The 22,064-nt window shown below is 52.3% G+C and carries 17 protein-coding genes; 4 read left to right on the forward strand and 13 right to left on the reverse strand.

What is annotated here, in order from left to right; translation table 11 throughout:
* The first annotated feature begins 42 nt into the window (after positions 1-42).
* Positions 43-1,962: a sensor domain-containing diguanylate cyclase gene (locus QZ383_RS05565; RefSeq protein WP_291443755.1), complete on the forward strand. Its 1,920-nt coding sequence runs from the start codon at positions 43-45 to the stop codon at positions 1,960-1,962.
* Positions 1,963-2,129: 167 nt separating this feature from the next.
* Here the strand turns inward: QZ383_RS05565 and QZ383_RS05570 are convergent, their stop codons facing one another.
* Entirely contained in the window at positions 2,130-3,017 is an 888-nt protein-coding gene (locus QZ383_RS05570; protein WP_291443757.1) for a LysR family transcriptional regulator, read from the reverse strand.
* A 173-nt stretch (positions 3,018-3,190) separates the two neighbouring features.
* Here QZ383_RS05570 and QZ383_RS05575 point away from each other — a divergent pair, with 173 nt between their 5' ends.
* Positions 3,191-3,583 carry a CidA/LrgA family protein gene (locus tag QZ383_RS05575; protein WP_291443759.1) on the forward strand — a complete coding sequence of 131 codons (393 nt, stop codon included), beginning with the start codon at positions 3,191-3,193 and terminating at the stop codon, positions 3,581-3,583.
* Positions 3,571-4,272, forward strand: coding sequence for an LrgB family protein (locus QZ383_RS05580; RefSeq protein ID WP_291443761.1), 702 nt, complete (start codon positions 3,571-3,573; stop codon positions 4,270-4,272). The genes QZ383_RS05575 and QZ383_RS05580 overlap by 13 nt, the downstream gene beginning before the upstream one ends.
* A gap of 97 nt (positions 4,273-4,369) precedes the next feature.
* On the opposite strand, the gene QZ383_RS05585 is transcribed toward QZ383_RS05580, so the two are convergent.
* Complete coding sequence (locus QZ383_RS05585) at positions 4,370-8,410, reverse strand: transporter substrate-binding domain-containing protein (protein ID WP_291443764.1); 4,041 nt, start codon at positions 8,408-8,410, stop codon at positions 4,370-4,372.
* Between the two features lie 295 nt (positions 8,411-8,705).
* On the opposite strand from QZ383_RS05585, the gene rfaD reads away from it, so the two are divergent.
* Positions 8,706-9,689: an ADP-glyceromanno-heptose 6-epimerase gene (gene rfaD, locus QZ383_RS05590; RefSeq protein ID WP_291443766.1), complete on the forward strand. Its 984-nt coding sequence runs from the start codon at positions 8,706-8,708 to the stop codon at positions 9,687-9,689.
* Between the two features lie 70 nt (positions 9,690-9,759).
* Here the strand turns inward: rfaD and rfbC are convergent, their stop codons facing one another.
* The 11 genes from rfbC to QZ383_RS05645 form a co-directional block, all read right to left on the reverse strand.
* Complete coding sequence (rfbC, locus tag QZ383_RS05595) at positions 9,760-10,305, reverse strand: dTDP-4-dehydrorhamnose 3,5-epimerase (RefSeq protein WP_291443767.1); 546 nt, start codon at positions 10,303-10,305, stop codon at positions 9,760-9,762.
* Positions 10,296-11,189, reverse strand: a complete 894-nt coding sequence (gene rfbA / locus QZ383_RS05600) for a glucose-1-phosphate thymidylyltransferase RfbA (protein ID WP_291443768.1) — start codon at positions 11,187-11,189, stop codon at positions 10,296-10,298. The genes rfbC and rfbA overlap by 10 nt, the downstream gene beginning before the upstream one ends.
* Before the next feature lie 14 nt (positions 11,190-11,203).
* Positions 11,204-12,283, reverse strand: coding sequence for a dTDP-glucose 4,6-dehydratase (gene rfbB, locus QZ383_RS05605; protein WP_291444070.1), 1,080 nt, complete (start codon positions 12,281-12,283; stop codon positions 11,204-11,206).
* A gap of 13 nt (positions 12,284-12,296) precedes the next feature.
* A complete protein-coding gene (locus tag QZ383_RS05610; protein ID WP_291443770.1) occupies positions 12,297-13,607 on the reverse strand; it encodes a nucleotide sugar dehydrogenase in 1,311 nt (436 codons plus the stop codon).
* A gap of 671 nt (positions 13,608-14,278) precedes the next feature.
* Positions 14,279-15,538: a glycosyltransferase gene (locus QZ383_RS05615; RefSeq protein WP_291443771.1), complete on the reverse strand. Its 1,260-nt coding sequence runs from the start codon at positions 15,536-15,538 to the stop codon at positions 14,279-14,281.
* The gene (locus tag QZ383_RS05620; protein ID WP_291443772.1) at positions 15,538-16,464 is read right to left on the reverse strand and encodes a polysaccharide deacetylase family protein; all 927 of its coding nucleotides are present in this window, start codon (positions 16,462-16,464) and stop codon (positions 15,538-15,540) included. Before QZ383_RS05620 ends, QZ383_RS05615 begins: the two co-directional genes overlap by 1 nt.
* Before the next feature lie 2 nt (positions 16,465-16,466).
* Positions 16,467-17,411 (reverse strand): sugar transferase, encoded by a 945-nt coding sequence (locus QZ383_RS05625; protein ID WP_291443774.1) that lies wholly within the window; start codon positions 17,409-17,411, stop codon positions 16,467-16,469.
* 209 nt (positions 17,412-17,620) lie between these two features.
* Positions 17,621-18,919, reverse strand: a complete 1,299-nt coding sequence (locus tag QZ383_RS05630) for a glycosyltransferase family 4 protein (RefSeq protein ID WP_291443776.1) — start codon at positions 18,917-18,919, stop codon at positions 17,621-17,623.
* Complete coding sequence (gene wecB / locus QZ383_RS05635; protein ID WP_291443778.1) at positions 18,849-19,991, reverse strand: UDP-N-acetylglucosamine 2-epimerase (non-hydrolyzing); 1,143 nt, start codon at positions 19,989-19,991, stop codon at positions 18,849-18,851. Before wecB ends, QZ383_RS05630 begins: the two co-directional genes overlap by 71 nt.
* Positions 19,981-21,066 (reverse strand): hypothetical protein, encoded by a 1,086-nt coding sequence (locus QZ383_RS05640; protein WP_291443779.1) that lies wholly within the window; start codon positions 21,064-21,066, stop codon positions 19,981-19,983. Before QZ383_RS05640 ends, wecB begins: the two co-directional genes overlap by 11 nt.
* A gap of 25 nt (positions 21,067-21,091) precedes the next feature.
* Positions 21,092-21,988 (reverse strand): alpha-1,2-fucosyltransferase, encoded by an 897-nt coding sequence (locus tag QZ383_RS05645; RefSeq protein WP_291443780.1) that lies wholly within the window; start codon positions 21,986-21,988, stop codon positions 21,092-21,094.
* Between the last annotated feature and the right edge of the window lie 76 nt (positions 21,989-22,064).

Below are 22,064 nucleotides of genomic sequence, written 5' to 3' on the forward strand. Positions count from 1 at the left end.
ACTCGTTGCAGATTTATCTGCCTTCACGCTTCAGGACGCTCCATGCACAAGAACTACGCCTTCCGAACCAATTTCATAATCTGCCTGATAATTGTTATCGGTTTTTCCGTCACGTCTGTAATAGGCTACCGTTCCAATGTGGACACCCTGAAAAAAGAAGCGGAAAGCGTGACGCGCCTGGCCTCAGAAGGCATGATGTATCAGATTGACGCCATTTTTGCCCAATCCATACATATTTCGCTGACAATGGCGCACGACAGTTTCTTGATCAATTTCCTTTCGCAGGAAAAGGAAAACCTGAAAAACCCAGCTTATACGCTGAACATCAGGGAATACCTTGCTGCCTACAGAAAAAAATACAATTACGACTCCGTTTTTCTTGTCTCCATGCAGACAGACCGGTACTACAATTTTTCTGGTGTTGACCGCATTGTTGACCATTCTAACCCCGAGAACAAATGGGTACGGGAATTTGTTGCAAGCAATCAGGAATTTTCACTCAATATTGATAACGACAAAGCTGCGCACGACACCATTACAGTATTTGTGAACTGTGCTGTCAAAAACAAGAATAACGAGACCGTGGGTATTGTGGGCGTGGGTTTTACTGTAAACAGCATTCAGGCCATGCTTATCAAGTATGAGCAGCAATTTGCAGTTAAATCCTATCTTGTGAACGCCGATGGAGCCATCCAGATATCTTCATCCGCGCAGGGCCGGTCTGCCGAAGATATTTATTCCGCGCAAACCTTTGCCGCAGTAAAAAATACCCTGAAAAAGAACAGTACAGAAATTTCAGACATGTGGTATTCCGGTCATGGCACCGATGGCTATGCCGTCACACGCTACCTTCCGGCCCCGGATCTTTTCCTCATCACAGACAAAAATACCTCTGAAATAATCAGACAGATCAGAACAAAATACTACACTGGTGCTATTGTTGTTGGCTTTACAATGATAATTGTCATCTTTATTGTAACAGCAATAATACGTCTATACAAAAATAAGATAATTTCTCTCACTATTGCTGAAGAATTGAAGTACCACGCCATACTGCAAAACGCCACATCCCATATCTATGACAGCATTGTTGAGTTTGACATAACCAACGATGTTGCCTGCGGTGAGGGCACAAAAAAGTTTATGCAGCAGTTGGGCCTCAAGCCAAACACATCATACAGCACCATGCTGCAAACCATTGTGGCTAAGCATATCCTGCCCGAGCACGTGAGCCTGTACCTGAAAACCTTCAGCCCGGAATCCATACGCACGGCCCTGCAGGAGCAGCGTAACAAGCTGAGTTGCGATTTTCAGTGTATGCAGGGCAACGGCCAGTACATTTGGTTCAGGGAAACCGGCTATATCTTGCGATGGGCAGAAAATGACTCCATCCACATTGCCATTTGCCGCCAGAACATTGATCACGACAAAAAACAGGAACTCAGCCTTCAGGATATGGCCCAAAAGGACGGCTTAACTGGTCTTTACAATAAAATGACCACAGAAGCGCTTATTGACAGACTCCTGGCGGAACATCAGTGCGAAGCAGGCGCCCTTGCCATGATCATGCTTGATATAGACAACTTCAAGGAACTCAACGATTCACTGGGCCATGTTGCGGGCGACAGGATCATTCAGGAATTTGCCCAGAGCCTGCGAGCGGCCTTTGCGCCCGACGATCTGGTGGGCCGCATCGGTGGTGATGAATTTATTGTTCTTACGTGCCAGCAAAGCAGTGATGCATTGACCACAAAGCTTGAAGAACTCTGCAATCGCATCCGGCATACCACATACGGAGGCGAGGGGCAGCACCACCTTGCCGCAAGCATGGGCGTGGCGCTCTTTCCCCTGCATGGCAAAAACTTCAGCGAGCTGTATGCAAGTGCTGATGCGGCTTTGTACCGCGCCAAGCAAAAAGGCAAGGACACGTATACCTTTTTTGAAACCGCGTCCTTGGCATAAGACAGAACTGGCCCCACCAGACACGACAGGTTCTGGTCAGTTCAGACTGGACAGGTGAACAACAAGCTTCAGCCGTTTCACAGGTAGTTTTGAGGCAATACCACTCGGTGATTCTGCCTTGCCGACAGCCCGTAGCGGCGGCGACACATGAGAGGAGCCTGCCGCAGCTATCCTGCTGGAATGGCAGCCACTTTTTGCTCACAGCTCGTGAGGCAGCGGCAGATAGCCGCCACGTTGGCCGAGGCCATGCCCTTGCGCCACACAAGCTCGGTTACGGCATTGCACACGGAGTGTTCAAGGGCATGCACGGAAAGCATGCCGTTGGTGCGGCACAGCTCAAGAACAGATGCCGGAACCACCCCAACCCCCATGCCCGCAATAACGCCTCCCACAATGGCGTGGTACGAAGCCAGCTCAACAATATGCTGCGGCTCCCACCCGTAGGCCCGAAACCAGTTCACCAGCCTGTTCCTGTAGGCGCATCCCCCCTGAAAAGCCAACACGGCCTTGCGGCCTATGTCATCCGGCGTGTGGATGGGCGGATGCTCCCTGGTGGCAATCAGCACCAACCGCTCAGTAAATGCCTCCATTCTCTCCAGCCGTTCATCGATGGGGGCATCAACCACAAATACCGCATCCAGCCTGTTTTCCAGAATATCCCCGTACAAGGAACTGCTGGTGCCTATCACAAGCTCAAGCTCGATGCCGGGATATTCCGCATGCAGACGGGCCAGAACTTCGGGCAAACGCGCTGCGGCCGCACTTTCCAGTGCGCCGATGCGTAGTCTGCCGCCCGGCTCCATTCCCCTTACGCACAGCTCGGCCTCATCCATCAACGCGGTTATCCGCCGGGCATAGGTGTAAAGCGTCTGCCCCCTCGCAGTGGGCAGCAAACGCTTTTTTTCCCGCAAAAACAGCTGGATGCCCAGCTCTTCTTCCATCAGCATAATGCGGGCGGTAACGCCAGAGGGCACCCGGTGCAATGCCTTTGCGGCATGGCTTATGCTGCCGGTTTCCATGACGGCCATGAAGGTGCGCAGGTCTGAGACTTCCATTTATTCACCATTTGTGATTATTTCTTTCATTTTTATTCATTTGCCATGATGACTATCATCTCATAACGTATGCCGCAAGCCGCCCGTTGTCGTTGGCAGGAAAACCCTCACTTGCCAAATTTCTGCCAACGGCAACGGGAGGCGGCAGAAACCTCGAACATCAGGAATACCGTATGCGCGCGACATGGAAACTGCTTTGGCAGACCGCACTTCTGACAGCCATATTCTGGGGATGCGATCAGCTCACACGGCTGACAGGCATTCCCATCCCCGGCAACGTGCTGGGCATAATCGTACTGTTTTTTCTGCTGCTTACCGGCATTATTAAAGAAAGCCACATCAGCATGGCGGCAGAATTTTTACTGAAGCATCTGGTCTTCTTCTTTGTGCCAATTGCGGTAGGGCTGATGCAATGGGGGAGCGTTTTTTATGATTACGGATGGGTGCTTGCTGCTGCAATAGTGGGCAGCACCGCTCTGCCCCTGGTGATTGTGGGCTTTATGGCCAAAGCTCTGCGCCGCGCTACGCCTGAAAAGAAAGAGGAAGAAGCACCATGCAGATCATAAACATTTTTTTGTGTACGGCGGGCACCGTGCTGGCATATGCGCTGGTGCGTAGCCTGTATATGCGTTACAAGCACCCCCTCATCAATATCGTGGCTGGCAGCGCCGCCATAGTCATTGCAGTGCTGGTATTGTGCGATGTTCCCTATGAAACCTATGAGCCAGCCCGTCAGGTCATGACCTTGCTTATCGGCCCGGCAACAGTCAGCCTTGCGTTGCCCCTGTACCGCTATCGGCACCTGCTGTTGCGCAATGCCTTACCCATTCTTGCAAGCGTGTGCGCAGGGGCCTTTGCAGCCATGCTCTCTGCCGGGGTTATTGCCAAACTGGGCGGCCTGCCAGAGGACGTGGTAATTTCCATTCTTCCCAAGGGGGTTTCTATCCCCTTTGCCGTGGAGGTGGCATCCATGTATGGCGGTATCCCGTCCCTGACTGCGGCCTTTGTGGTGGCTACCGGCACGCTCGGCTCCCTTTTGGGACTGTGGGGGCTGAACGTCATACGCATCAAGGATCCCTTTGCGCGAGGCCTGACCATGGGCACTATCTCGCATGCTCAGGGAACAGCTGTTGCCTTGCAGGAAGGGCAGGAACAGGGGGCGATGGGGGGCCTGGCCATGATTCTGGCGGGTATTCTTACTGCGGCTCTGGCGCCGGTGGCAGTCTGGATAGTGCAGCGGCTGCCGCTGATGTAGCCGTATCTGCTGCTATTGCGAGGGCGAACTTTTATCGCGATGCGGTCGGCTTGCCGACCGCATCGCTCATTTACTGATCATTTTCAGCTTATCTGGCTTACTCAGGTTGAGTGGATTGGCCTGAATCACCAGTCTGGCCAATCTGATCTGCCCGCCATTCCAGCCACTGCACGGCCACTTCAATCAGGCGGTAGGGATCAATGGGCTTTGCAAGATGGTCGTTCATACCCGCTGCAAGGCTTTTTTCCCTGTCGCCCACCATGCTGTCGGCTGTGAGAGCAATGATCGGCGTATGGGCATAGCGCGCCTGGGCGCGTAGCAGTTTTGCAGCTTCGATGCCATCCATTTGAGGCATGTGAATATCCATAAATACCATGGCGTAATCTGTGCCTTCCGCCAGCTGCAACGCTTCAAGACCGGAACTGGCAATATCCACAACAAAGCCTGCGGATTCCAGCAATTCTCTGGCCACCAGCTGATTAACCTCGTTATCCTCGGCAAGCAGCACCCTGCGGCCCCTGTATTTAGTCGGGATGCGCAACTCCTGGGGCAGGCCGGATGCACCTTCATCAGCTACCCGTTGCCCAAAAACATCCAGGATGGCGTGTTGCAACAAAGAAGGGCTGACAGGCTTGATGAGAAAATGGCTGATGCCCTCGGCCTGTGCCTCTTCCATGATTTCTTCCCGCCCATAGGCCGTGACCATGATGACGGTAGGGATATAGGACAGTTCACGGCATCCGCGCAGCAGCCGCACCACCTGAATGCCGTTATTGCCGGGCATCTTCCAGTCCATCAGCACCAGATCATAGGGGTCGCCGCTTTCAGCGGCGCTCACCAGTTCTTCCAGCGCGGCATCGCCGCAGTCAGCCGTGCCGGACCGCAAACCCATATCTTCCAGCTCTTGCCGGAGTATTTCGCGGCTTGAGAAGGAATCGTCCACCACAAGCACCCTGCGCTCGGAAAGGTTTTTCATGGCCGGGACAGGCTTCCTCTGAGGATTTTCCTGCAAGTCCAGATTGACGGTAAAGTGAAACGTGCTGCCCTTGCCGAGTTCACTCTCTGCGCCTATTTCGCCGCCCATCATCTCCACAATCCGCTTGCTGATGGAAAGGCCAAGGCCGGTGCCGCCAAAGCGCCGTGTTGTGGACGAATCCCCCTGGGTAAATTCCTGAAACAGCTTGTCCAGCTGCTCTTGCCCCATGCCAATGCCTGTGTCTGTAACGGTAAAACGCAGCTGCGCCTTCTGGTCTTTTTGCTCCTCAAGCGCGACGCGCACCACAACCTCGCCAGCAGGCGTAAACTTGATGGCATTGCCCACAAGATTGACCAGTACCTGCCCCAGCCGCAGCGGATCACCCTTGAAGAACAGGGGGACCTCCCGGTCGATACGCAACAAAAGCTCTATATTTTTGCCGCCAGACTTGGTTGTATCCAGACTCGAGAGCCCCAGAAGAACTTCTTCCAGGTTAAAGTCCAAATATTCCATATCCATGCGACCAGCTTCAATCTTGGAAAAATCCAGAATGTCGTCAATGATCCGCAAAAGGGATTTTGCGGAGCTGTCAATATTTTTCAAATAATTACGCTGCGTTGCATTAAGAGGCGTGCGCAGGGTCAAATGGGTAAGCCCCACAACGGCATTCATGGGGGTGCGGATTTCATGGCTCATATTGGCGAGAAATTCGCTCTTGGCCTTGCTGGCCTGTTCTGCCGCCTGCTGGCTTTCCACAAGGTCGGTAATATCCCGGCAATCTTCAATAATGCCAAGAAGCTCACCATCAGGCGAAAGAAATGGCGTGGCGACCAGATCGCAAAATACCCATGTTCCGTCTTTTTTTCGCCGCTGCTGACGGATGGCAGCCCTCGGCTCGCCACTGAGAATACGCTTGCCCACACAATCAGCGCCGCAGTCTGATCCATTGGGGAATTCGCCGCACCAGTGGCCCACCATTTCTTCACGCGAGTAGCCAAAGCAGTTTACATAGGTATCGTTGACTTCCTTGACTATCAGGTTGCGATCAATAACCCGCATGGCACTGCCCGCCGCATTGAATATCTGCGACATTTCCATTTGGGCTCGCCGCAGAGCCTGTTCTGCGGCACGGCGTTCCGTCACGTCTGTTCCCATGTAGACCATGCCGTAAACACTACCGTCCGGCTCAAACAGCGGAACACGCACTACATCCAGAACATGCTGTTCGCCAACGGCATCGTACCGGACTTCTTCAGTTTTGTGCACCTTACCGGTTTCTATGACCAGTTTGTCCAAGCGCATTCCCTGTTCTGCAAGTTCAGGGGAAAGCAGATCGGCTATGTTTTTTCCCACAACGTAGGATTCGGCATAGCCGGTGAATGTTTCAAAATACTTGTTTGCCATGATGTAGCGGGCTTGCGAATCCTTAAGCATCATGAGGCTTGGCAGGTTATCCACAATGCTGCGCAATTGCTGTTTGCGCTGCCACAAGGCTGAAGCGCTGGCTCTGGCCGCTTCCAGAGCTTTTTGCCGCTCTGCCGATTCCTGGGCGAGCTTGCGGTTCCAGATCAAAATAACCGCGAGCAGGCTGCCCAGAAACACTGCCGCCACCCCGCCGACCTGCAAGACGAGCATCCAGTTCATGGCTCGTTCAATCCGCAGATTAGCCCAGCGCTTCATGATCGCAGCCATCTGCTCATGGGGGATATTGTCCAGTGTTTTATTCATGATTTCGACAAGCTGCGGCCAGTCTGAACGCACGGCCACCCGGGCGGAATACTGCAACTGCGGCAGCAGGCCCACGCGCAGATCGCGCAGGTTTTTGTTCACCACCGCATATTCCACAGAAAGTGCAATGCCCACCATAGCATCAAGCTGCCCCCCCTGCACCGCAGAAAGGCCCTCTATCAAGCTGGAGACCTCCACGATTTTTGATCGCGGCAACTGGGCGCGCAAATACCCTGCAAGGCCTGCATGATCATGCACGGCCACACTTTTGCCGGCCAGATCACCAGGGCTCGTGACCAAACGCTCGGAGTCAAGTGTTGCAACGGCTAGCGGCAGCTGCAAAAAAGGATTGGTAAACAACCAGGGGCCGCCCTCTGGCGGCGTGCCTTCCAGAAAAGGCTCCACATCCGCACGGCGGGGGCCTGTGGTTTCCTTCAGCACATCGGAAGAAACAGGCTGTATGGCAACATTAAGATAACGCCCCACAACCTGCATGAGGTTCATGCCAATACCGTTGTATGTGCCCTCGCTATCCATAAATTCAATGGGATGCCAATTATCTTCCAGGGCTACACGCAGGGTCTGATGGCTTGCCAGCCATTCCCTCTCCGCTGGGGTGAGCAGCAGAGAGCGAGGCATGTCGCCCCAAACGCGGTGCGCGGGGTTACGGACCCACCGTTCTTCCAATGCCACCATTTCGGCGCGGGATATGCGCGAAAGCCCTTCGTCCATCAAATGGGCAAGATCATCCCTGTTGCGCAGCACGGCCGGATGAAGATTGCGTGTAAAAAGGGGCATGGCCTGGGGCATAAAAAAGCTGTTGAGTCCCAATCGGTCAATGGTGCCATAGGCTGAAGGGAAGTTGCTCGCAATGCCGTCTGCCAGACCGTTGGCCACAGACATGAACATTTCTGCCCCGTTGCGCACCACCAACAAATGAACCTTGGGGAAGTGCTCCCGCATGTAGTCTTCCTGCAACGAGCCTTCAAGCACGACAATGGTTGCATCCCCCAACTGGCTTGGGTCTGTAATCCTTTGCCCGGCAGAGGTTGAAAGCAGCAGCCCCCCCATGCCGGGAGAAATGGCCGGGCCAAACTTTGCCCAGCGGGCTCTTTCGGGAGTGATATACATGCTGAAGTGGATGTCGGCCCGACCCGAACGGAGGGCATCAAGTGAATCCTGCCAGTCACCCATAATGAATTTCACGGGCCTGCCGACTTTTTCGCCCCACAGACGCCACAGATCAATCATCAGGCCGACTGGTTCTCCTGTTTTTGAAACAAAAGACAGCGGCTCGTTATCCTTCATGCAGACAATGGTGATGGGGTCAGCGCTGGCTGCCATGGAAGAATCCGAAGCGCCCAGTGCCAGATTCGCAGAGGCAAAAACCAGCAGAATCAGGCAGCATAATGCGGTGTGGGAAAATTTGACCATGGCTACCTCGCTGGTTCTCTTGCAGGAGTTATACGTAATTTCTTATAGCAGTAGCAGCTGTATTGCAATATTCTCCCCTTCCCATTGCCCCGAGCCAAAAAGCTTCCTGCAAAAAGGGGGCTGCAGGGACAAAGATGGGCGCAACCGCATATGTGTGCCCTGCCCTGATCAGCCCCCTAACCGCGCTTTGACGCGTCTGGCCCGACAGGGGTATGATTGGCCTGTGCGATTGCGCAAACGCTGGCTCTCCGCCCTGCTCCGCAAGGAGCCCACATGCTGGATCAACGAGGTTTGTATGTATATTATCACTGGTGGCGCAGGCTTTATCGGCAGCGCCATGCTTTGGCGGCTGAACCAGGCAGGCATAACCGACATACTTGTGGTGGATAACCTCGGTTCAACGGAAAAGTGGAAGAATCTCGTTAACCGGCGATACGCCCGCTATGTACACAGGTCTGAATTTCTTGAAATGCTGCGCGGCAACACGCTGGCCGGCAAGGTGGAAGCAATCGTGCACATGGGGGCTTGTTCTTCAACCACAGAAAAAGACGCAGACTTTTTGATGGCCAACAACACGGGCTATACTGTGGAACTGTGCAGATTTGCCCTGGAACACGGAGCGCGCTTTATCAATGCCGGGTCAGCCGCCACTTACGGGGATGGCTCACAGGGTTTTTCTGACAAGCCGGAAACGACCCGCCGCCTTAAGCCCCTGAACATGTATGGCTACTCCAAGCAGCTTTTCGATTTGTGGCTGCTGGATAACAAACTTACAGAGAGCGTGGTCAGCCTCAAGTTTTTCAACGTCTACGGCCCCAATGAATACCACAAGGGCGACATGCGCAGCGTGGCCTGCAAGGCCTTTCATGAAATCAGCGCAACAGGGCGTTTGCGGCTTTTCAGATCAAACACGCCGGATTTTGCCGACGGCGGCCAGATGCGCGATTTTGTCTACGTGAAGGATTGCGTGGAGTTGATGTTCTGGCTGCTTGAAAACCCGACAGCCAATGGCATTCTCAATGTGGGCACGGGCAAGGCACGGAGCTGGAACGACATGGCCTTTGCCATATTTGCCGCATTGGGCAAAGAGCCTCACATTGAATATATGGACATGCCAGAAGCCTTGCGCGGAAAATACCAGAACTTCACCCAGGCTGATATGAGCTGGATGCAGGGGAAAAACTGCCCTGTGCGCTTTGCATCACTGGAACAGGGCATTGCGGATTATGTGGGCAACTATCTGGCCCAAAGCGATCCCTATCTTGAAATGTGGGGCTGATTAAACACAGCCGGACACGCGCCCAAGGGGGTAAAACGCTGACGGGGTAGGACTCGCAGCTGCAAACAATTCAGCGGTCAGCGGTCTGCATGGCCTCAGCCCACAGCGGAGCAGCTTGATCCTTGGCGGAAAGCAGCGGTTCGTCCACGGGCCAAACAATACCCAGAGTCGGGTCGTTCCAGCGGATGGCCGCTTCGTCCTCGGGGCAGTAGTAATCTGTGCACTTGTAGTGGAAATGGGCGATTTCGCTTGTCACCAGAAAGCCGTGCGCAAGGCCGGGCTGTACCCACATCTGCCACTGGTTCTGCTGAGAAAGTTCTACACCGAACCACTTGCCAAACGTGGGGGAATTTCGCCGAATATCCACTGCCACATCAAAAACACTCCCCAGCGAAACATAGACCAGTTTCCCCTGAGGGCGCGTTTTCTGATAGTGCAGGCCGCGCAGAGTGCCGCGGGCGGACATGGAATGGTTATCCTGCACAAAAGGCAGATCAATACCTGCCGATTCGTAGCGCTGCTGCTGCCAGGTTTCCACAAAATAGCCGCGCTGGTCACCCCATATCTTGGGTTTGATCAGCAGAACCCCGGCAATAGGCGTCTGAACTACTTCCACAACCCAATCCCCGCATCCACAAGTTCAAGAAGATATTGCCCGTACCCAGTCTTGGACATTGGCTTTGCCAGTGCGCGCACGGCGTCCGCATCAATGTAGCCGTTGCGCCAGGCTATTTCCTCCAGGCAGGCCACCTTGAGCCCCTGACGTTTTTCTACAGCCTGCACAAACGCTCCGGCATCCATGAGGGAATCATGCGTGCCGGTATCAAGCCAGGCAATGCCCCGCCCCATAAGCTCCACATGCAGATCGCCCTGTTGCAGATAGGCGTTGTTCACATCCGTGATTTCCAGTTCACCCCGGGCCGAGGGACGCACGGCGCGGGCGATATCCAGCACTTTTTGGTCATAAAAATACAGGCCTGTGACTGCAAAGTTGGACTTGGGGCGAGATGGTTTTTCTTCAATGCTGACCACATGCCGCTGATCGTCAAATTCCACAACGCCGTAACGCTCAGGGTCGCGCACATGGTAGCCAAAAATAGTCGCTCCGGATTCGCGGGCCATGGCCGCGTGTGTCAGTGACGGCAAACCATGGCCGAAGAAAACATTATCTCCCAAAATCAGGCAGGTGTTGTGCCCCGCAATGTGGTCTTCCGCCAACAAAAAAGCCTGGGCCAGCCCCTCGGGACGCGGCTGCACTCTGTAGCTGAAATTACAGCCCAGTTGCGAGCCGTCGTGCAGCAAAGCCTTGTAAAGGGGCAGGTGCTCAGGGGTGGAAATAAGGCAGATATCCCGAATGCCCGCCATCATCAGAATAGACAACGGGTAGTAAATCATGGGTTTGTCATAGATGGGCATGAGCTGTTTGCTCACGCTCAGAGTCAATGGGTGCAGGCGCGAACCAGAGCCTCCCGCAAGAACAATACCTTTCCAGCCACTCATGCCGCCCTCTTCTTTCAGTTGGCCCCACCGCAAGCGCGGCGGGCGTAGTTGGCTGCAATCCATTCCCTGTAAGCGCCGCTGCGGACATTTTCAACCCACGCGGTATTTTCAAGATACCAGCGAACGGTTTCACGCAGGCCGGAATCAAACTTGTGGGTTGGCTTCCAGCCAAGTTCCTCTTCTATTCGGCTGCAGTCTATGGCGTACCGAAAATCATGACCGGGCCTGTCGGCCACATATGAAATTTGATCGGCATAAGGCCCGCGAGCCGAAGGAACCAACTGGTCAAGGATGGCGCACACGGCCTGCACAACTTCAAGGTTGGTCTTTTCCGCATGCCCGCCGATGTTGTAACAGCGCCCCACCCTGCCTGCTTCAAGCACGCGGGCTATGGCAGCGCAATGGTCTTCTACATGCAGCCAGTCACGGATATTTGCCCCCTTGCCGTAGACAGGTAAAGGCTTGCCGTCAAGGGCATTGCAGATCATCAGGGGAATAAGTTTTTCAGGGAACTGGCGCGGCCCGTAATTGTTGGAACAATTGGTAAGGAGCACCGGGAGGCCGTAGGTTTCGTGAAAGGCACGCGCCATGTGGTCGCTGGCGGCCTTGGAGGCGGAATATGGGCTGTTGGGGCTGTAAGGGGTCGCTTCTGTAAAAGCAGGATCGCCCGGTTGCAACGCGCCATAGACCTCATCGGTGGACACGTGCAGAAAGCGAAAGACTGAAGCGCGTTCCGCAGGCAGTGCGCGCCACCACTGGGCAGCCACCCTCAGCAGAGTGGACGTACCCAGTACATTGGTACGCACAAAAGCATCGGGGGCAACAATGGAACGGTCAACGTGGCTTTCCGCAGCAAAATTCACGACGGCATTGGGCTGGAAGGTTTCCAGCAGCCAGGCAACCAGCTCGGCATTGCCGATGTCGCCGCGCACAAAGACGTAATCCGGATCGTTTATCAACTCAGCCAGATTGGCAGGATTTCCGGCGTAGGTCAGTTTGTCGAGGTTGATCACGCGCACACCCTGCCGCCGGGCCTGAAGAACGTAGCAGGACCCGATAAAGCCCGAACCACCGGTAACCAGCTGACAGGGCATGCGCTCGCTCAAATTACAGCCTCCAGAGATCAAACCCGGCATCAAGCATTTCCTGCTTGTTCCAGAAGCCCTTGATATCCATAAGCGTAATTGCGTCGCCCGCAAACATGGCGCGGATGGCCGCATGATCAAGCTGGCGGAAACTCTCGTGCGATACAGCCAGGATAAGAACATCCAGATTTTTGAGATCGTTCAGGGGCAGCAGCGTCTGCCCGTATTCATGATAGGCTTCCGCAGCATCGGCTTCGGGATCATGCACCAGAGCCGTGATGCCGTATTCCTTCAGCTCCGCTATGATGTCCACCACGCGGGTATTGCGGATGTCAGGCACATTTTCCTTGAACGTAAAGCCCAGCAGGCCCACGCGCGCGCCTTTGACGTGTTTGTCAGCATTGATGAGGCGTTTGACGCAGATTTCAGCTACATACTTGCCCATGCCGTCGTTGATGCGGCGGCCCGCAAGGATAACCTCGGGGTGGCAGCCGATTTCTTCGGCCTTGTAGGTCAGGTAATAGGGATCCACGCCAATGCAGTGCCCGCCCACAAGACCCGGACGGAACGGCAGGAAGTTCCACTTGCTGCCGGCGGCTTCAAGCACCTCCAGCGTATCAATGCCCATGCGGTTGAAAATAAGGGCCAGCTCGTTCATCAGGGCGATGTTGATATCGCGCTGCGTGTTTTCAATAACCTTGGCGGCCTCGGCCACCTTGATGCACGAGGCCCTGTGGATGCCCGCCGTCACCACCGCGCCATAGACCTTAACCAGCAGGTCTGCTGTGGGGGCGTCAGAGCCGGAAACAACCTTGCGGATGGTTTCAAGCCGGTGAACCTTGTCGCCGGGATTGATGCGTTCGGGTGAATACCCCACGGTAAAATCCGACGGAAAGCGCATGCCGGATTCTTTTTCCAGCAGGGGGATGCATTCGTCCTCAGTAACGCCAGGGTACACAGTAGACTCATAGCACACCACGCAGCCCTTGGGCATATGGCGGCCAACCGTGCGACTTGCGCCCACCACAGGCGTAAGATCGGGCTGTCGGTGGCTGTCTACCGGGGTAGGCACAGCCACGATGATCACGCCCGCCCTGGCAAGCTCGGTTGCATCGCTGGTAAAACGGGCCGTGCTGGCGGCAAGGGAAGCATCGTCAACCTCATTGGTGGCATCATGCCCCTTGTTGAGAGCATCTACCCGCGCCACGTTGATATCAAAACCAATGACATCAAAGTGATGGGAAAGGGCAACAGCCAGAGGCAAGCCCACATAACCCAGACCAACCACAGCCACGGAAGATTTCTTTGCCAACAGGTCTTCAAATGAAACCATCTGATTGTCCTCAATACTACTGGATTCCTTTTATACGGAACCACAGACGCAATCTTGTGTGAAGTAAAAAAGTCCGCATCGCAGCGTTGGCCAAAGTGTCGTCTAAATGACAAAATTGACACAACCCTACAGGTTCAACGGGCATACGACTCATTGGAAATCCACGCAAAAATCACTACTTTTTGTACAACACATTGAAAAAGTTCTCTTTCAATGATCTGCCCTCGCAGAACATTAAACATTCTACTTGTTGATGGCTCTCAAAAATTCCACCAAGCACAGCAAAACAATTCCATCCAAGGACATTGCGCAGGGCTTTACAGCAGCGCACTCAATAAAAGATACACCGCTCGCAAAAGATTGAAAAGGGGGAAATAGACGGGCACCGGACCAAGGGGGCAAGACCCCTCGGAGGGCTGCAGCCGCCAGTTCCTTTACTTCGCAGATCGATGCAAGCTGGCTACCCTCGGTTCATAACAGTTGCACAGCTTTACCTTGGCACAAGTCAAGGAGTACACCATAGTCCCTACCATGCACCATAACACAATGAGGCACCAGAAACAGCTGTCATAGCGTATTAAGCATCACTGAAAACTATTGTTACCGCTACGACATAAGTCGGGTTGGCACAATTTAGTAGATTTTTGACGCTGACTACGCACAGACCTGCTTTATTGAAAATGCTGAGAATCTGCGGTCAACGTCAGATACAGGTCGTGATAACGCCTTGCGATGTCTGGCAAGGCATATTCGTCAACCGCTTTTTGCCGGGCCGCGCAGGACAACCGTTGTTTCTGATCTACAGAACCCAGCAGTATTTTGGCAATGCCTTCCGCCAGGGCTTTCACATCATAACATGGCGCCAGCACTCCATTTTCTTCGTCATCAACCATATCAGGAATGCCGCCAGTACGGAATGCTGCCACAGGGGTGCCGCAGGCAAGCGACTCCATGATAGTGTTAGGCAAATTTTCTTCACGAGACGGACAAATAAAAATATCCGCAGCAGAGTAAGCAAGCGCCAGCGATACGTCATCATGCAGACGGCCGAGTTCTATGGCGGGAAGCGGCGTTTCCAAGGCAGCAACGCTTCCACCAAAAACAGCGCACTGTACATGCCCGCGTAAGGGCATCGGCAACTCACGCAAGGCATCGCACAGCAGATCAAACCCTTTGTTGGGATCACAGCCAGGCGCCACTGCTCCAAAAACCAGCAACGGCACATTTTGCGGCAACTGCAAAAGATGGCGAGCAACACGCTTATCGATCGGTCGAAAACGTTCAGTATCAACGCCATTAGGAATACGTACGATCGGGTAATTCTGAATTAAAGGGCTAGTCTTTGCCAGCATCTCCAGGTGCCGACTGGGCGCAACAATGGTCATACGTACTTTTTTATATGCAGCCGCCCGCAATAAGTACCCCACCGAACTCATGTCAAAACCTGCCCGACTGCCCAGTTCAGGACACCGCCCGCAGCCCTGCCGATAGGACTCGCAGCCTTTAAGAATATGGCAGCCGCCTGTCAGTGCCCAGGTATCATGCAACGTCCACACTATAGGGGCGGTCAGCCTCGCCAACGAATGCAGCGGAACGAAGCTGTCAGCGATCCAATGCAGGTGCACCACATCTGGGCGCAACGCCATGATGTCCTTATGAATTCCGGATGGTCTCCAGGAAGGAGAAAAAAGGACCTTCCGATCACGCTTGGGGTAAAGCAAGAGGGGCAGCCGCTCGCCCTGTCTAAAGAAGGGTTGGATTGTGCGTCGCAGTCGGCTGGTAACCGCAAGGCAACCGGGAATATCGCCACTCTGTTGCATGACGGCAAAAACGCTATCATCGCCCATCTGGCGCAGGCCTAGATGAAGTCGTCGAGCGGCAATGGCAGCGCCGCCGCCGCAGTCAAGAGTATTACAAAGAACTGGCCGCACTAAAAGTACCCTCTCGTCAAAAAGGTGCGAAGTTTTGCCTTGAATGCTGCCCCGTCCCAATCTCGCACAAGATGTCGGGGTATGGCATAGCGGCTTGTCCAGGGTCGAACCTGCCCCGGAAAGTTGGCCGCCGCGCGCTTAAGACCAAGCCTGCGACAGGCCTGCATACTGTCTGCGTTGTAATCGCAAAACCGACCAAAAAGAGAACGAGCACCGAAGGGATAGGCGGCAACCGTCGGTCGGACTGCTGTCCAGCTTTCCAGCTTGTCCAAGGATTTTTTTATCTCTTGATATTGATCTTCAGCTCCGAGGTTACTTAGACGGGGGTGAGTATGCGTATGTGCGCCAAGGCAGACCAAGGGATGGCGGCTGAACTCTTGCAATGCTGCAACCGTTAATGGCTGACACTCTTCCAGGGCCTCAGAGGCAAAAGCACACTCTTCAAGCAGTGCGTAAACAGCCTTATGTTGTTCTAAAGGTGGCATTGCAAGAATGCGCCCGTGGTCTTCCAGTTTTCCACAAACACTAAGAGCTTCCCACCAATAGGGCCGACCGTGCTCAACATGCCCTGTGCTCACAAAAAATGTAGCTGTCATTTTAAAACGTTCTAGGATCGGTAGAGCTATGCTATAATTATCTGCATAACCATCATCAAAAGTAAGACAAACAGCTGGACGTGTGCGATGCAACTGGGCAGCGTCAAAACGCAAGACATCATCAAATGTCTCGGCAATAACCTCTAGTTGCGCAGTGAAATTCTGCGGAGTCACCGTCAGTTGAAGAGGGTCTTCTTTATGCGGCGCAACCCTGTGATAAGCAAGAACGATTGTAGGAGGGCAGACCAGATTTATCCCGGCGGAGCATACGCGGTAAGCACCAAAGCACAGTTCCCGTGCCAGCAACTTGCACGAATGGAGGCTGATCATAGCTATCTCCGAATCTTTTTTCCGCGCAATGCATCCCACACTTTTCCCAGAAAAGGGAAACACTGCCGAATCCGCGTTTTAAAAATGCCGAAACGCCCTCCACTTTCCTTCAACAAAATCGAGAGCCTAGCCTCAACCATTGTTGGGTCTGGCCGAACTTCAATGGGGGTCACCTCAATGGGAGAGGTGCTTAAAGGAACATCAAAAAGCGTGTCTACACCGCAGTTTGTACCAGAGCCATCTGAACCGGCATGAAAAATAAGGGAACGCCCAGGGTAAAGAGTATACATATCTTGCAAATAGGCAGCAGCATGCCACCGTACAGCCCAAGAAGAATTGCGTTTCTCAGCCACATCAGCCAGCAGCCCTGTAAAGTTATAGCAACCTTGGGCATTAAAATCGTGGACGCAGGCCGCATCGCGAATGCGCTGTAACAATCTTGCAGCGTCAGGGTCAAAAATATCCCAAGCCCGTTTCCATGTTCCCCAGCCCAGACAGTCTGTACCCTTCAGGAAAAAAGTCTCGGGGGGACATGATACCGTATGTGGGTAAAGATAGCCGTGTACTGAAGCAACGCGCGGGTTATCGGCATAAATATCGAGCCCGGCATTCATGTACTCCAGAAAGAAAGGAGCTGTAAGCAGATCGTCCTCAAGCACGATAACGCGTTCATGCTTTGCTATAATTTCTGTCACGCCGCGTATGATGCTTTCGCCGAGGCCTTGATTAACTTCTGAGGCAGCAACCGTGACAGAGCGAAAGCCCAAGGCATTACGGGCTACACCGCGGGTTTCTTCCGTCAGCTTTTTTTCAGCATTAGAACGCGCCCCGTCGCAATAAATAAACAAATCACTTTGCGCCGCTAGAGAATTGCGTTGCAACGCCTCAAGGGTATTTTTCAGGTGATGTGGTCGATTAAAGGCAAAAATGATGATAGGCGCAATCATATGTCCCCGACAGAAGTTGCAGCTGACTACGAAGCTCCAGACAGGCAGCTTGTGAGGCTTGCCGAAAGAGTAATAAAGTTACCCCAAAAGAGAGGTGGGCACAACAAGCCCGAGAAAGCCAAAAACTTATCCCCCTGGCAGGCATATTTGTCGGCCTGCCTTCTGCATAGTGCCATTCGGCCCACTGCAAACGATTGCCGCAAACAAACTCAATAGCGCTTACGAAAGACCTGATGCAAATGCGTCACAAAATTCCAGATACTGGGGCATTTTTTGAGTAGCTTCACCGCAGTCACCGGAAGAGAAATTTCATCATCCTGTAACTGACGCTTTAAGCCATCAGGCAACGAATGTTTTGGCAGCGCGGAAAGCCAGGCAGAGAGATTACTGCCGTTTTTATACCAGTTGAGGCAGCGTTCCGCAAAGGCGCGAGCCGCAATTTTTTTTTCAACAACGGAATGACTTTCATCAACAAAAGATTGCATGGCGGAGGTCAGAGCATCCAGATTGACCAAGCACTGAGGCCAGTAATAACCATCAGCACGCGACCAGAGTTTGTCGACCGCTACCGCCACCCCTGATTCAGGAGCCACAAATTCGTTCATGGGCGGATTGTCGGGAACAATGATGGGCAACCCGCAAGCCAGTGCCTCCGCCTGGGTCAAACCAATCCCCTCAAGGCGTGATGGATACACATAGACGTCTCCCAAATGGTATAGCCCAGGGGCAGAGACTTCTCTGTCATAGATGGTAAGACGCCCCTGCTCCACCAGCTTATTGGCGAGAGGTTCGACATCAGCAATGGAACTAAAGGCTCCCTCTTGCATATGCAAAATAAGATGAGCATGGCCCGTAAGGCGCGCAAAGGCCTTCAACACAAGATCAGTTCCCTTGCGGTAAGGGCTCAGGCCTGCGGAATGAAAAAAAACGGGCCCTTCTTGATCACGCGAACCTGACGATTGCGGGCGGAACAGCTCTAGGTCTGTTCCCCAAGGAATATACTGACAGTAGGGATGCGTTTTGAATACGCTATGATGGCGTTGAGTATTGCAAATAAGCCCGTCATATATGGAAAAACTATCCACAGTTGCTTCAGTGTAGTAGTCAATATATGCAACAGTTCTGCATCCACACTCCATGGCCCAGAATACTGGTGGAAGCCACCACTGCTCGTTAAAAATAATCAGTTCGAGGTTATGGCGACGAATCCAGGATACGAAATCTTTTCTGTCAATGCCCGTAACCCTCTGCACAGCACATCTTTTACCCCAAGTGACATCAGATGTATTCCAGCTGGGATCACTTTGTGCATACCTTTCTCCACCTCTGGCATAGATCAAGACATCATCGCCGCTCTTGCGTAAAAGATCCCGATATTGACGTGAAACGTAGGCCGCACCCCGCTCAAACCATGTTGTGACTATACCTATACGCATTTCAAGCTTTCTTGGTTGAAAAAAATTCCGAAAGGATACCGGCAATACGTTCAGACGCGTGTCCATCACCATAAGGATTCTTCGCCGCCACCATAAGCTGGTATTGGCCATCCGGATCGGCAAGGATTGCCGAAACGCTCTGAACGATTTTATCGCAATCTGTACCAACAAGGCAGCTACAGCCAGCTGCAACACCCTCAGGCCGTTCCGTCACATCCCGCATTACCAGGACGGGCTTTTTGAGAGAGGGCGCTTCTTCCTGCACACCACCGGAATCTGTCAACAAACAGTATGCGCTCTGCATTACTGCAACAAATTGCCGGTATGGCAAAGGATCGGTAAGTACAATATTGGAAGAATCCGAGAGAGCATGAAATACTGTATTGCGCACATTCGGATTCAAGTGAACTGGATAAAGAAATACCACATCGCGGTGGATTGATGACAATTTTTTTAGAGCCTGACAAATGGACTCAAATCCCTTGCCAAAGCTTTCCCGCCGATGGCCGGTGATGAGCACATAGCGCTGGCCAGAGTCGATAATTTTTTGAATCTGCTTGGGCAGGACTGGTGGGGATGCTAAAATGTCATTGGCGGTCCAAAGCAGGGCGTCAATACCGGTGTTGCCGGTCAGATGAACAGCGTCCGATGGAACGCCTTCATCATGCAAGGCAGCTACTGCCCGTTCTGTGGGGGCAAAGTGCAGGCTGGCCACCAGCCCGGCAACCCTGCGATTCAACTCCTCCGGAAAGGGCGAATGCATATTGTAACTTCGCAATCCAGCTTCCACATGCCCGCAGGGAATCCCACGGTAAAAGGCGCACAGGGAGGCAACCATCACCGTTGTTGTATCGCCTTGCACCAGAACAATATCAGGGATTTCCCGGGCAAGAACTGCATCAATGGAGGTCATCAGCTGCGAGGAGAGTTGCGCCAAGCTCTGGTTCGCAGTCATAAGATCAAGGTTGATGTCCGGCTCCAGAACAAAGTCTCCCAAGGTCTGCATCAACATTTCACGGTGTTGACCGGTTGACAGCAGAGTAACATCAAACAGGTCGCTTCGAGTGCGCAGAGCCTTTACCACTGGCGCCATCTTTATGGCTTCCGGCCTCGTGCCAACAAAAATGAGTATTTTACGCTTCATGACTTTTTACCGGCAACAAGTGATCAAAATCTGAACGAAAGATAAAAAATGATTCTGGATAATAGATTTGATCATTGTCTGGACTTAGCTCGTCAATAACAAAGTGTCGATCAGGATCAAAAGGATATTTCTTTTTATCCACAGCATCCTGAAGAACTTTCCGGTCGGCAAGATGCCCATAGATGTCATTATGGGCATATGTTTTGAGCTTGAATAACATCTGCTCAATGGTCAGCTGCCACGAAAAGTGGCACCCGGCCATTATTGGAAACTTTTTCCCGTCGTAACGCCATTTATGGGGATGCGGCCGACGGTTATAGTAACCTGCATATGCCGCGGTAGGGGCCCAAAAAGTTTCATTCTTCCACAGGTAATTCATTCTGTAAAAAAACTGGTGCAACGGAAGAATGAGGGGGCGCTCGGGGCGCAGCAAATTCAAAATTAGCGGGTAAACTTTGCGGTAAATGACCTCGTCAGCATCAGCAGAGATGACAATGTCATTATCTTGCAAATCTACATATTTTTCAAAGGAGTCCCATAATACGTTTTCATTACTATGCATTTGGCAGCCATCGTTGCTCCCAGTGCAATCAACGGTATCTTTTGCAATGTCGGCCTTAATGTATAAAATTTTGTGTCGAAGCTCTGCCGGAATAGCTGAAATATATCTCTCAAAAATATATTCTCGTGGCTCGCCAACATGAGTCCTATTCCCTTCAACAACAATAAATTTGTCTACATAATGCAGACTTTCAACAAGATTCATTTTAATGAATGGCAATTCCAGTGGAGCATAGAATATTGTTTTAAAGTACACCTTGCCGCCAGGCAAAGCCCTCGTGATAGGGGGACTGAAACTATCTTTACGTTTTTCAACGTACTGAAGCAAACGAAGACCTTGTAAAACTTTAACTGGAGACATCTTCAACGCCATGGCGCAGGCTGCCACCCTGCACTTACCATTGTGCTGTGCGCAAAACTTTTCAATGGCAAAAACATCCTCTGGCGAGGCAATAACACGCCCCAAAATTGATTTGAGCACGGGTTTTGTCCATCTGAATATTGAATGCATCATAAGAAATCCATATACACTTTGGCCTTTATAAAAGAAGCCAATTTTGTGGGAACAAGTCAAAAATATACCGAGACAGCAAAACTTTTTTCTGAGCCCACTGCTTCGGAGCAATGACAATTTTTTCAGAGTTTGAATTAAGCCAAGCCCCCCACCATGAAAAGGTTGAATTTGCGATTATTTGATGTTTACAGAAGGCGATCTGGGCCAGATCTTCTTCTGGTGACAGGGCCGGGCAAACGGTTGCGTCGGGCCAATCGCCAAACATAGCACGGGCAGAGCTGTAATCATCAGAGAAAATAAAAAAATGTGGGTTTTCAACACTCCTACGCAGCAAAGAGGCTGCGTAGGCGTAGTACTCATACGGGATAAGGCCAAAGGTGTCGCTATGCTGTGTGGCATAGTCACCTCGTCGTACATGGATGGCTACTGACATAGTGTTACGAATGGATTCAGCACGAGGGGGGGTCGCCTTTACAAGGGGGGCAAGCTTGACAGAATCACGCAACTGACTTGCCGCATCGGCAAAATACAACGGAGACTGCCAGTAACCATGAAGATAAATTGATGAATTCATCAATGAAAAAGCTTCATCGTAATCGTAACGCTTTTCGCTGATGACTTTATACCTCAGACTCCACTGCCGTATCTTTGTGCGCAAAACCCCTGCCATATGACGTGGAGATATTGACCACCTAGCACCAGATGTCGGAGTGACCCAAGGCCATTTTTTTTCATTAATGCCCAGTTTGGCAAGCGCGTAGTCGCGGTCTTTGGCTGGATGATGAAAAAAGCTTATGTCTAAAAGTAATGCTGCCCCGGTTCGTAATGAATATGCGTACGCTGCTGCAAACTGAAAAAGCTGATTGCCAAGCCCACCGGCAATCCACGCACCTACAAAGGGTTGAGATAAATCACGTGACATTTTTATTAACCATTATTGTCGGCTGCTCGTTGATGAAAACTAAGCCATTTAGCATCATAAAATATATCACTCCCAT

Source organism: Desulfovibrio sp., assembly GCF_019422935.1.
Taxonomy (GTDB): Bacteria; Desulfobacterota; Desulfovibrionia; order Desulfovibrionales; family Desulfovibrionaceae; genus Desulfovibrio.

What these genes read in the sequence shown, in the direction of transcription:
- QZ383_RS05625 (WP_291443774.1), bottom strand. Translation starts at nt 17,411, where the DNA reads ATGATTGCGCCTATCATCATTTTTGCCTTTAATCGACCACATCACCTG.
- rfbB (WP_291444070.1), bottom strand. Translation starts at nt 12,283, where the DNA reads ATGCCCTGTCAGCTGGTTACCGGTGGTTCGGGCTTTATCGGGTCCTGC.
- QZ383_RS05630 (WP_291443776.1), bottom strand. Translation starts at nt 18,919, where the DNA reads ATGGTGATGGACACGCGTCTGAACGTATTGCCGGTATCCTTTCGGAAT.
- QZ383_RS05570 (WP_291443757.1), bottom strand. Translation starts at nt 3,017, where the DNA reads ATGGAAGTCTCAGACCTGCGCACCTTCATGGCCGTCATGGAAACCGGC.
- QZ383_RS05565 (WP_291443755.1), top strand. Translation starts at nt 43, where the DNA reads ATGCACAAGAACTACGCCTTCCGAACCAATTTCATAATCTGCCTGATA.
- wecB (WP_291443778.1), bottom strand. Translation starts at nt 19,991, where the DNA reads ATGAAGCGTAAAATACTCATTTTTGTTGGCACGAGGCCGGAAGCCATA.
- QZ383_RS05640 (WP_291443779.1), bottom strand. Translation starts at nt 21,066, where the DNA reads ATGATGCATTCAATATTCAGATGGACAAAACCCGTGCTCAAATCAATT.
- QZ383_RS05610 (WP_291443770.1), bottom strand. Translation starts at nt 13,607, where the DNA reads ATGGTTTCATTTGAAGACCTGTTGGCAAAGAAATCTTCCGTGGCTGTG.
- QZ383_RS05585 (WP_291443764.1), bottom strand. Translation starts at nt 8,410, where the DNA reads ATGGTCAAATTTTCCCACACCGCATTATGCTGCCTGATTCTGCTGGTT.
- QZ383_RS05575 (WP_291443759.1), top strand. Translation starts at nt 3,191, where the DNA reads ATGCGCGCGACATGGAAACTGCTTTGGCAGACCGCACTTCTGACAGCC.
- QZ383_RS05620 (WP_291443772.1), bottom strand. Translation starts at nt 16,464, where the DNA reads ATGATCAGCCTCCATTCGTGCAAGTTGCTGGCACGGGAACTGTGCTTT.
- rfbA (WP_291443768.1), bottom strand. Translation starts at nt 11,189, where the DNA reads ATGAGTGGCTGGAAAGGTATTGTTCTTGCGGGAGGCTCTGGTTCGCGC.
- QZ383_RS05645 (WP_291443780.1), bottom strand. Translation starts at nt 21,988, where the DNA reads ATGTCACGTGATTTATCTCAACCCTTTGTAGGTGCGTGGATTGCCGGT.
- rfaD (WP_291443766.1), top strand. Translation starts at nt 8,706, where the DNA reads ATGTATATTATCACTGGTGGCGCAGGCTTTATCGGCAGCGCCATGCTT.
- QZ383_RS05580 (WP_291443761.1), top strand. Translation starts at nt 3,571, where the DNA reads ATGCAGATCATAAACATTTTTTTGTGTACGGCGGGCACCGTGCTGGCA.